The organism is Bacillus sp. X1(2014) (assembly GCF_007678255.1).
Map to the genome: position 1 here is coordinate 212030 of NZ_VEED01000002.1, position 11405 is coordinate 223434.

The following is an 11405-nucleotide window of genomic DNA, read 5'->3' on the forward strand; positions in this document are numbered from 1 at the left end:
CGTACCTAAATCGCAGTCCTAATTCCGCCCTAAGTACCGACTTTCGATTTCCATAATTTTTGTCACTCGGCGATCATGTCGGCCACCGGCAAACTCCGTTTCCAACCAAGTCTTTACTAGTTGCTTGGCAAGGCCTTCACCAATAAATTGACCGCCGATTGATAAAACATTCGCATTATTATGCTCCTTACTGTTAATCACAGAGGATAAGTCCCAGCAAACGGCACCGCGTACTCCTGGTATTTTATTCAATACCATCCCACTCCCAATACCAACGCCATCAATCATAATGCCTACGTAGTTATCATTCGTAGCAACCGTCTCGCCTACAAGAAAGGCGATATCAGGATAATCTACGGATTCATTTGCTTTACAGCCATAATCTAAATATTCGTAACCTAATTCCGTTAAATAGGCTTTTAGCTTTTCTTTAAGTTCGTATCCACCATGGTCGCAACCGATCGCAACTTTTTTCATGAATTTTGATCTCCTTTGGCAAATACATTGATAATCGTATCAAAAACGTGAGCGTTTAAGCTCGCACCACCAACCAGTACACCATCAATATCTGGCATCGCACTATAATCTGCAGCGTTGCTATCATTCGCGGACCCGCCATATAAAATCGAAATACTCTCCGCTTTTTGCCCCAGTATTTGTTTTAAAACAGAACGAATGTATGCGTGTATTTCTTGAGCTAATTGAGCAGTAGCTGACTGCCCTGTTCCAATCGCCCAGACCGGTTCATAAGCAAGAATAAATTGGCTTGAATCAATACCCTTCAACGCACCGAAAAGCTGCTTGGATAAAACCTGTTCGGTTTGCATGGAGTTCTTTTGTCCTAATGTTTCACCAATACAGATGATTGGGGTAAGTCCAGACTTGATGGCATGCAAAGCTTTTTTGTTCACTAACTCATCATCTTCAAAGGAATATTGTCTTCTTTCTGAGTGGCCAATTATGACATATTCGCAGCCCACATCCATCAGCATTTTGCATGATATTTCACCTGTGTAAGCCCCTTTATCTGCCCAGTGAACATTTTGCCCGCCCAATCCAATCGGTTTTTCAGATTGTTTGATTAATAAATGAGCTGGGTATAGCAGCTGGGTTGGTGGACATATAACCACTGATACGTCATGACTACTGTTTATTTTTTGAAAAAATTCAGCGGTTTCAATTAGGCTTTTGTTCATCTTCCAATTAGCAATCACATAGGTTTGCCGATCACTATGGAGCTGCAAGCCGCCTAGATTTTGACCAATAACATCTCTGACAAGATTTTTAATATAGCTTTCAATGGATTGTTCCATTTAGATTCACCTTATTCTGCTTTCGGTAAAATACCTTCTACATCACCGTTAGGACGTGGAATCACGTGTACTGATAGAAGAGTTCCTACACGCTGTGCAGCTTCCGCCCCTGCTTCAGTGGCCGCTTTTACTGCGCCTACATCCCCACGGACCATCACAGTCACGATGCCTGCACCTACTAATTCTCTGCCAACCAATGCAACGTTTGCTGCTTTAACCATCGCATCTGCTGCTTCTATGGCACCTACTAAACCTTTTGTTTCAATCATACCTAAAGCTTCTTGACCCATTTTATTTCCTCCTCTAGTAATCTCTAATTTTGGTTTTTCTTGATTTTTCAGTTGCTCTTCTTGTGAAGTGACTGTTTTATCTTCTTTTGCCTTCGCCATACCCTAACACCTCACTATATGATTCTTAATCCATCTACTAAAACGCAGCGGCGCTGACGAGTAAATGTTTTTGCACTAGTTAATCCTTCCCCAGTTGGTCCGGCAATGGTTAGTGTGGTAAAGCCTTCACTTTCAAAGCCTAAACCGGAAACAGATGGTCCATTTTTCACAAAAATCGTTGCTTGAATTTCTTGTGCCATCTTGGTTAGATTCGTAATATTTTGCGAGTGCATAATCGCTGTGTGCCGGTTGCCTTTCTCTGCAATAACAGCAAGCTCTATCGCTCGATCCACATCGGGCACTCTGACGATTGGTAAGATCGGCATTAACATTTCAGTCATTACCAATGGGTGATCCTTAGTGGTTTCAGCGATAATTAACTTCACATTAGGACTTGCCTGAATGCCGGCAGCTTGTAAAATCACCGATGCGTCTTTACCAATGAAGTCTCGGTTTGGATAAAACTTATCATTCTTTTTCACAAGTACTTTCTCAAGCAGTTTTTCAAATTGAAAGCCTTTAAGTTCAATTGCTCCATTTTTGAACATTTCTGCTTTTAGTGCATTGGCTGCCTTATCAACAACGAACACCTCTTTTTCAGCAGTGCATAATACGTTGTTATCGAAACTGGCACCTTTAACAATATCAGCAGCGGCCTTGGAAATAATAGCGGTCTCATCAACGACTACCGGTGGATTTCCTGGACCAGCGGCAATGACCTTTTTGCCCACCGCCATCGCAGCTTTAACAACAGGTCCTCCTCCAGTCACCACGAGCGCATTCACCTGCGGATGATTCATGACTTGTGCCGAGGTTTCAAGATTAGGTGCCGCCACAGATGTGAGCGTGTTTTCAGGTCCACCCGCAGCGACAATTGCTTGGTTTAAAAGCTGAAGTGTTTGAATCGAAACACGTTTCGCACTAGGATGTGGATTATAAACAACCGTATTTCCAGCGGCTATTAACGAAATCGAATTATTAATGACCGTCGCTGCTGGATTGGTTGAAGGTGTGATGGATCCAAATACGCCAATTGGCGCATACTCGACAAGTGTCAAACCATCATCACCAGAGTAAGCAGTGCTGACTAAATCTTCAATTCCAGGCGTTTTATTCGTCGCCAAGAGAATTTTCGCAATCTTATCTTCCACTCTACCTAAGCCTGTTTCTTCGACAGCAAGATGTGCTAACTCTTCGGCATGCTCACGGCTGACGACTCGCATGTTCTCAATCATTTTTTCTCTGATCGATACTGGAAGTTTGCGAAGCTTTTCCCAGGCCAATCGAGCTGCAGCTGCTGCTTCATCAACCGTTTCAAACACGCCATTGCCAAACTTAATATCATTTTGTGATGTGTTGGTTTCAGCGGTGATTGCTGATTGATTCTGACTTAGTTGACTGAGGACCTGTTCAACCATTTTTTTGATATCAGTTTCATTTATTTGCAAGGTCAATTCCCTCCTTTATTAAAGGTTAAGGTCCCTTGAATTTCAATTTGATCAACAATCCCTACGATTGCTGCGTCAACGGGGACACCGTTTGTTATTTCTGTTTGTCTTGCCGAACTTCCGCTGACAAGTAAAACCACTTCGCCTACACCTGAGCCAACTGTATCAATGGCAACAATCGGCTTTCCGTCCTCTTCGATGCTCTTCATATCCAGCGGCTGAACAATCATCAGTTTTTTCCCTTTTAATTTTTCGGCTTTTGTGGTTGAAACAATCGAACCTACCACTTTACAAATGATCATAGTGTCCCTCCTTTCGAGGAATCGATCGTTTTAATTTGAATCTTTAGTTCTCTTGCCAGATCTTTTGCTGATGGTGTAACCCGGCTTTTTTCAGGAACTTCAATTTCATTAAATCCTTCCTGAAAAGCCCTTTCTATATGTTTTGCTAGAATGAGAGATTTCTTATCAAGGTAGGCTGCATATTGCTCATCGACAGTTTTAACCAATTTACTGAGCGGTACCCACTTGACCTGATCCGTTTGAATCCTCCTAATGTAGGATTGGATCCGTTCCTGGACAGTATGCGGGGCATGGATTTGTTGATACACATTCGGTTCAACACCGTTATTGGCGACGACAATCGGTTTCCCTAGTAATTGATATTGGATAGCCACCCACGCTGCTGTCTCATCATCCACCGTTAGGGCTAAGTTTGAAAGCAATCCGTACGATGCTTGAGGAATGACGAGAATAGATGATTGATCGATCAGAGCAGCCATTTCTTGTCTTGACAAGTCTTCTAGTAACTTGTAGGAAAGCCCTTTCATTTCTCCATGTAAAGGGAGCCATTCTTTTGTTATTATCCACGTTACGCTATATGTATCCATCAGCGGAGTAACCGCTTCCAAAACAGTCATTGGATTAGAAGAATGATAGCCTAATAGGATCGCAATCGGAGCATCCTTTTTAGGGTCCATTTTCTCTTTTAAGTAGGCTTCCACCACCTGCTGGACAAGCAGTTTAACCTGCGTTTTAACATCCACCAGCATTACTCCACACCCACTTGATTCTGACTTAGGGCAGCAACAATTTCACCCAATTGTCCATTTTTGATTCCAGCCGCATTGGCTTCATCCAGGTCAATATGCATTTCAAGCTTGTATTTAGGAGAAATGCGAATTAAAACATTGGAAAAAATAATCCCACGGACTCCATCCACTTTTACTTGGACAAGGTCCCCGTCATTGACGCCAAATAATTCCGCATCACTTGTGTGCATATGTATATGGCGGGCGGCACAGATCAAGCCTTCACGAATGGTAATTTGTCCCCGTGGTCCTTGTATAGTAATTGATTCTGACCCTTTAATATCCCCAGAATTACGGATCGGCGGCTTGACTCCAAGGGTAAAACCGTCAAATAATGATACTTCTACCTGTGTACTGCCTCTAGCAGGTCCTAGGACACGTACTCTTTGAATTCTTCCTTTCGGACCGATAAGTGTGACCGTTTCCTTTGCTGCAAATTGGTTGGGCTGTGACAACTCTTTTAACTTTGTTAATTCGTAGCCGCGTCCAAACAATCGTTCAACATGTTCAGGGGATAAATGTATATGGCGGTTAGATGCTGCAATAGGAACCATCTTATCTTTCTTGAGAGAATTTTTAACAATTTCTTCGACGATTTCCCTAATTTTATCTTTATTCATTAAGGTGCTCACCCCCAAAATCGAGTAATGCCTTAGCAGTATACTGATCGGTAATGAGGACATTGGCATGACGCCCTTTTAACGCTCCGTAGATGCCTTCGACTTTTGAATTACCGCCTGCAATGAGGATGCCGTATTCTTTTTCCGCTAAATGTGAGAGTTCGATTCCAATTGTCCGATCGTTTAATGTTTGATGACTTATCTGCCCATTGATATCAATAAATCTAGAACAGATATCACCGACCGTATGATTTGCCCTTAATATTTCAATGTCACTTTCTAAAAAATATCCGGCATGCATGAGTGTTGATTGTTCTCCAGGATCCCCAACAGTAAAAATTGCAATATTAGCTTGTTTGCCTAGTTCCAATATTCTTTTTACATGTCGGTCTGCTATGATAGCCTGCTTGACAACAATATGGTCTACGACCGCAGGTACCTGCAGGAAATGTGGGATAGTCTGAAATGCATGCGCTAGACCGTTAATGATTTCTGATGCATAAGTATTTGATTCTGAGTAACTCACCCCACCATTTAGCTGGACAATTGTTACATCCTTTACATTCTTAGGTTGAATTTGTTTCACAAGTTGATATAAAGTTGTCCCCCAGGTAATCCCAATCGTATCGCCGCTTTGGACTATCTTATATAAATAATCTGCGGAAACTTCCCCCAGCTTCACCTTGATCAGCTCATCCTTATATTCAGGAATCGATGCGACAATGCAATCCTTTAATTGAAACATATCCTTTATCTGCAAAGCCAATTCCTGAACATCTTCGGCGGGATCGCATATTTTTATATGGACTACTCCTTCTTCCACGGCTTGGACTAGGAGCCTAGAGACGGTGGGGCGGGAAATACCTAACTTTTTCGCGATTTCCTGTTGGCTGTAGTCTAATTGATAATACATTTTAGCCACTTCCACGAGGCGCGAAATCCTTTCATCCGCCATCTTTTATTCACCCTAATTTTCAAAGTTAGTAAACTCTTTTTCACAAAAAGTAAACGGTTACAACAATTTGTAAAAATAAAAGTTTGCATTTGTTCAAACGGTTTATCCATATCGTGAAATTTTGTAAAATCGAATTGAACATTTGCTAATTTAATTATAACTGACGTAAATCATCTGTCAATCATTCTATCAAAAGATTTCGACATTTATTTACTAGATTTTCAGCACTATAAAAATCGTCTCATTTTTCCACATAAAAAAGAACCCATGTCTTTTACAATTGTAAATACATGGGTTCTCAATTTTTTAGTTAAAGTATCTTTTGGAGGGATTCGGTAAGTGTTTTTATAAGGAAAGTTAAATCCACCTGTTTGATTGTTAAGGGCGGGGCCAGTGTTAACACATTATTATATCCAGCTACGGTAGCCCCGTTTTTTCCAATGAGAATCCCTTCCTGTTTACAGTTGGCGATGACTTGATTGACAAGATCATTTGCAAGTGGTTCCTTGATACGCTTATCCTTTACTAATTCAATTCCTATTAATAATCCTTTTCCCCGAACATCGCCAACATATGGGTGATCTTGCAGTAGATTCTTCAAATCATTTAAAAGCTGTGCACCTAAATCACGGGAGCGGTCAAATAAATTTTCGGTTTCCATAATCTCGAGATTTTTTAAAGCGAGCGCACAAGCGGCTGGATTCCCGCCAAATGTATTAACATGACGGAAGTAATCATATTCTTCTGAGCCTTTAAATGCTTCGTATATGTCTTTGCGAACAGCCGTTGCGGAAAGCGGCAGATAGGCACTGGTAATTCCTTTTGCCATGGTAATGATGTCGGGTTTCACGCCATAGTTCATATAACCGAACGGCTTACCGGTACGGCCAAAACCGCAAATGACCTCATCAACAATGAGCAGTGCCCCGTGTTTTTCACATACCTCTTTTGCGGCTTTCATATAGCCATCTGGCGGAATGAGGACACCGCCGCCCGTAATAATCGGTTCCATAATCATTGCGGCAATGGTTTCACTTAACTCCCATGTCATCGTCCGATCGATTTCTTTAACCGAGGATAGTTCCTTGGGATCGTTGACATTTATATCATCCCGGTAGGAATCAGGTGGTGAAACATGAATAAAACCTGGTGCAAGCGGTTCGTACTTGTACTTTCGCTGTGCCTGGCCGGTCGCGGCGAGTGCCCCCATCGAATTACCATGATAGGCACGATAGCGGGAGACGATTTTGTAACGATTATTTTCACCCTTTTGCTGGTGGTATTGCCTAACGATTTTAAAGGCGGTTTCATTGGCCTCAGAACCGCTGTTAGAGAAAAAAATTACATACTCATCACCAATCATTTTGTTCAACTTTTCCGCGAGTTTGATGGCTGGAACATGGCTTTGTGATAGTGGAAAATAGGCCATTTCCTTCAACTGTTCATAGGCTGCTTCAGCTAATTCAGTTCTTCCATAACCAATATTCACACACCAAAGGCCGGCCATCGCATCTAAATACCGTTTTCCATCAGCATCTGTTACCCAAGAACCCTCTGCTTTTGCAGCAACTAAAGTCCCGTTTGGATTATATGGCTTCATCGAGTGCCATACATACCTATCATCCTGTTCTAACAAAGTTTCCTGCGATCGACTTGTTTTAACCATCATCTTCCCCCCATTTCTTATACTTATTAGTGCATCTACCTAATTAGATTAACTATCTAGCTCCAGCACCCAGCGGCTAGTGGACTCGCTATACGGGTGCTTTCGCTTTTATTAGTCAAACCGTGATGTAATCATTTTCTTTCGTGTATAGAAATTTACGCCATCTTTTCCGTTTACATGCATATCACCATAGAAGGAATCCTTCCAGCCCGAGAAGGGGAAGAATGCCATTGTTGCTGGCACGCCAACATTAATACCGAGCATACCTGCTTCTGCTTCTTCGCGGAATTGACGGATGGCTTTAGCATTGTTGGTATAAATGGTTGCACCATTGCCAAACTTTGATTTTCGGATATATTCCAATCCTTCATCCAAATCATTGGCACGAAGCAGGCTTAATACCGGAGCAAAGAGTTCCTCTTTCGCGATCGTCATTTCTGGGGTAACGTGATCAAAAATTGTCGGTCCTAAGAAATTCCCTTCAGGCAATTCATCCATCTCCCTGCGGCCATCCCTAATTAAGTCCGCACCTTCTTCAAGCCCTTTCTCAATATATCCAAGAACTTTTTCACGATGTTCCTTGCGGATAATTGGTGTTAACAGCACCTCTTCATCCATACCGTTTCCTATGATTAATTCATCCGCTTTTTTCTTTAGCGCAGCTACGAATGGTTCGTTTTCACCGACAACTACGACCGCACTACAAGCCATACAGCGTTGCCCCGCACTTCCAAACGTGGAACTGATAATATGCTGGACGGCCTTATCCATATCGGCGTCTGGCATTACAATATGATGATTTTTTGCACCAGATAGTGCTTGAACCCTCTTACCTTCCGCTGCGGCTCGTTGATAAACATACTTGGCAACCGGCTGTGAGCCTACAAATGAAATCGCCGCAATATCCTTATGATCAAGTAAACCATTGACGACATCATGGGCACCGTGGACCACATTTAACACGCCCTTAGGAACTCCGGCTTCTGCAAACAACTCTGCTAAACGATTGGCTAATATTGGCGTACGTTCTGATGGTTTGAGTACAAATGTGTTGCCACAGGCAATCGCAAGTGGGAACATCCAAAGCGGGACCATCATTGGGAAGTTGAACGGTGTGATCCCGCCGACAACTCCTACAGGATAACGGAACATTTCAGAATCAATATCCTCGGCAATTCCTGATAACGATTCCCCCATCATTAAGGTTGGCGCACCAGAAGCAAATTCAACACACTCAATTCCGCGCTGAACTTCCCCGTACGCTTCTTTGTATGCCTTACCATTTTCTAAAACAATTAATCTTGCCAATTCTTCATGGTTTTCCGTTAACAGATGATGATACTTAAAAAGAATTCTTGCTCTTTTTGGGACAGGCACGTTTTTCCACTCTTTTAACGCCGCTTTCGCTGCTGAAACTGCAAGATTTACATCCTCTTTCGTTGACACAGGAACCTTGGTTAACAGCTCATTCGTTGCCGGGTTTGGGACGTCCAAGGTTTGAAGGGTATTTGAGTTCACCCATTCACCATTAATAAAATTCTTTAATACCGTCGTATCCTTTCTTGTTACAGTCATATATATTAACCTCCTAATTTTTATCTATTTTTTAAATTTTTCTAATAATACACACCTTATAAACTCATTATCTCGTATCTAATGCACTCTATCATTAGACAATCTATATAATGAGGCGGGGTATTTCTTTGACGGTATGAGCAACTATCAACCCTTATTCCAGTTTTCGATATTTATTAATGCTTAAAGCAAATTGGGATGATGCTAAATAATCTTGTACTAGCAGCATAAATTCGATGGCCACTCGTTTTTCATGTTCCATAAAGTCTTCACCCAGAATGCTTTCAAGCTTTTGCAAGCGATGATACAACGTTTGCCTAACGATATATAGCTTGCTCGCTGCCTCTTGTTTTGAACCATTGCATTCTAAATAAACCTTTAACGTCTCCAACAACTTGCCATTATATTTCTGATCATAATGAATCACTGGCTGTAAATACTCTGCAGCAAACTCTTGCAGATTGATATGTTTACTCATTTGTGAGATCAGCCGATATAAATGCAAATCTTCATAAAAATAATAGTCAGTTTTATTGGACATCTTTTGCTGGATTCGCTGAGTTTCTTTTGCAGTTTGATAACTTTTATGTACTTCATATATATTCCCGCTAATACTTCCTGCAGCAATCAATATTTTCACTGAACATTGTTTTCTAATAAACTCTGAATCAAGTATGGATTCGATTGCTGTTTTCATTCGTTCCTTTACATTCTTTTTTGCTCGGTTATTTACAAGAATGAACGTTATTTCATTTCTTTTTTCTACAGAAAACACCGTGAAGCCATTCTGTTCAAGAATCGAACGAAATAGTAGTTTTAAATACGTTACATCTTGTGTGATTTTCTCTTTGAGGGGAATAAGCTTCGTGATTAAGACTGCGACTTCATTGGTTTTGGGTTTGACCCGGTTCTGCGTAAAATATTCACTAATACTTTCGGGGGAATGTTCACCTTCAAGCCAGCCATACAACCACTCAAACTCCTCGACACGCTTTTTTTCTTCGACATACATATCCCGTAGTAAATGCTGGGCTAGCGCAGTAGCAGTCCGATCTAAAATCAATACATCGTATTCACGGATTGGAAGATTTTTAGAATAGATGAATAATTCCGCGCATTCTTGCCCAAATAAGAAAATAGGTTGGGAGGCAATATTTTCACAAGGGCTTATTTTAAATTCTTCGAGCTGGTGAATGATTGTTTTTTGTTCAAGTAGATGGATATGTGGAACAAACTCATAACTCTGGTTTTTCAAACGAAAAATAATTTGTAAATCCAGAGAAGAAAACATACATTTTAGTATATCTTCATAACTTTCAATCGTTAATAGACGTTTATTCAGGCTTTGGGAGTAATTTTCTAAATCAGATATCATCTGGTATTGCTGGTTGATAATCATCGAGTGAATATCTTGAGTGATTTGTACAAACGGAACTTCTTTCGAAAAAACGATGATGGGGAATTGATGTTCGTTAGCAACTTCTATGACTTCCACAGGAATCTCAGTTAAGTATGTTCCCATTTCAATACATAAGCCTGCTGCCTGGTTATCAAGAAATTCTTTTACCATCGAAACAAATAATTCCGTATTCCCCTTCCATGCAACCCCTGTTGAAAGAATAAGCTCATTTCCGTTAAGAAGATTACGAATACTCGTGACCTCGACAACATGAACCCATTTGACAAATCGTTGAATACCTTTTTCTCCTGCAATAACGTGTGCGTGTTCAAAGTTCTTTCGCTTTAAGATATCTGCCACTGTTAAATGTAAATGGTCTTTGATCATTTGGCTCTCCTTGAAAAAAAATGAACAGAAGCATTAATTGAAAGGATTGGCCTTTCAACCAATCCTTTCATTTATTTCTAATGGATGATCGGGAAGTATACCTTTATTTTATTTAGCATGGACTCAAATTCCTCACGATCAAGAAAATCTTCAGATTGCCAATTTTCGATAATCCAAACCACTAATTCTTTTGCAGAGTTAAAGTACTCTCCACTCGAATCTGATTTTCGGATCGTATAACGGCCATTATCTTCATCAATTGTGACTTCACAAGGATAGGCATTGTCTTTGGATCTTAAATAAAATTCCATCCTTCCCACCCCTTTTTACTTTTTCCTAACATGGTCTAGCTGGTGTGTTTTTGCTTTAATAATAGACTAGTAAAATACTTACGGGCATTGGCTGTTCCTATCTTCAGTATTTCGGTTACATTTCCGCTTGGATGGACAAATTCAACAGTTGCTCCGTTTAGATGTTCATTTACACCGTTGATCTGATACCCCTTTTGGATAAGAAAATCAATTTTGTCTCTTTCATCTAAAAATTGCTGATAATCTGACATC

General features: G+C 40.8%; 13 protein-coding genes. All 13 read right to left on the reverse strand.

Annotated elements, in window-relative coordinates:
• Positions 1–18: 18 nt before the first annotated feature.
• Positions 19–477, reverse strand: a complete 459-nt coding sequence (gene rpiB, locus FS608_RS04995) for a ribose 5-phosphate isomerase B (RefSeq protein ID WP_144548166.1) — start codon at positions 475–477, stop codon at positions 19–21.
• Positions 474–1313, reverse strand: coding sequence for a triose-phosphate isomerase (gene tpiA / locus FS608_RS05000; protein ID WP_144548167.1), 840 nt, complete (start codon positions 1311–1313; stop codon positions 474–476). Before tpiA ends, rpiB begins: the two co-directional genes overlap by 4 nt.
• A gap of 11 nt (positions 1314–1324) precedes the next feature.
• Positions 1325–1603: a BMC domain-containing protein gene (locus FS608_RS05005; RefSeq protein ID WP_144548608.1), complete on the reverse strand. Its 279-nt coding sequence runs from the start codon at positions 1601–1603 to the stop codon at positions 1325–1327.
• 113 nt (positions 1604–1716) lie between these two features.
• A complete protein-coding gene (locus tag FS608_RS05010) occupies positions 1717–3150 on the reverse strand; it encodes an aldehyde dehydrogenase family protein (RefSeq protein WP_144548168.1) in 1434 nt (477 codons plus the stop codon).
• 2 nt (positions 3151–3152) lie between these two features.
• Positions 3153–3452 carry a EutN/CcmL family microcompartment protein gene (locus tag FS608_RS05015; protein WP_144548169.1) on the reverse strand — a complete coding sequence of 100 codons (300 nt, stop codon included), beginning with the start codon at positions 3450–3452 and terminating at the stop codon, positions 3153–3155.
• The gene (locus tag FS608_RS05020; RefSeq protein ID WP_144548170.1) at positions 3449–4195 is read right to left on the reverse strand and encodes a hypothetical protein; all 747 of its coding nucleotides are present in this window, start codon (positions 4193–4195) and stop codon (positions 3449–3451) included. Before FS608_RS05020 ends, FS608_RS05015 begins: the two co-directional genes overlap by 4 nt.
• A 5-nt stretch (positions 4196–4200) precedes the next feature.
• On the reverse strand, positions 4201–4860 hold the full coding sequence (gene pduL / locus FS608_RS05025; RefSeq protein WP_144548171.1) for a phosphate propanoyltransferase: 660 nt from the start codon (positions 4858–4860) through the stop codon (positions 4201–4203).
• Positions 4853–5815 carry a DNA-binding transcriptional repressor DeoR gene (locus FS608_RS05030; protein ID WP_144548172.1) on the reverse strand — a complete coding sequence of 321 codons (963 nt, stop codon included), beginning with the start codon at positions 5813–5815 and terminating at the stop codon, positions 4853–4855. Before FS608_RS05030 ends, pduL begins: the two co-directional genes overlap by 8 nt.
• 310 nt (positions 5816–6125) lie before the next feature.
• A complete protein-coding gene (locus tag FS608_RS05035; RefSeq protein WP_144548173.1) occupies positions 6126–7481 on the reverse strand; it encodes an aspartate aminotransferase family protein in 1356 nt (451 codons plus the stop codon).
• 111 nt (positions 7482–7592) lie between these two features.
• On the reverse strand, positions 7593–9056 hold the full coding sequence (locus FS608_RS05040) for a CoA-acylating methylmalonate-semialdehyde dehydrogenase (protein WP_144548174.1): 1464 nt from the start codon (positions 9054–9056) through the stop codon (positions 7593–7595).
• Positions 9057–9210: 154 nt separating this feature from the next.
• Positions 9211–10842 (reverse strand): PucR family transcriptional regulator, encoded by a 1632-nt coding sequence (locus tag FS608_RS05045; protein WP_144548175.1) that lies wholly within the window; start codon positions 10840–10842, stop codon positions 9211–9213.
• A 77-nt stretch (positions 10843–10919) separates the two neighbouring features.
• Positions 10920–11153: a hypothetical protein gene (locus tag FS608_RS05050; protein ID WP_144548176.1), complete on the reverse strand. Its 234-nt coding sequence runs from the start codon at positions 11151–11153 to the stop codon at positions 10920–10922.
• Between the two features lie 35 nt (positions 11154–11188).
• Positions 11189–11404 carry a hypothetical protein gene (locus FS608_RS05055; protein WP_144548177.1) on the reverse strand — a complete coding sequence of 72 codons (216 nt, stop codon included), beginning with the start codon at positions 11402–11404 and terminating at the stop codon, positions 11189–11191.
• Position 11405 lies beyond the last annotated feature (1 nt).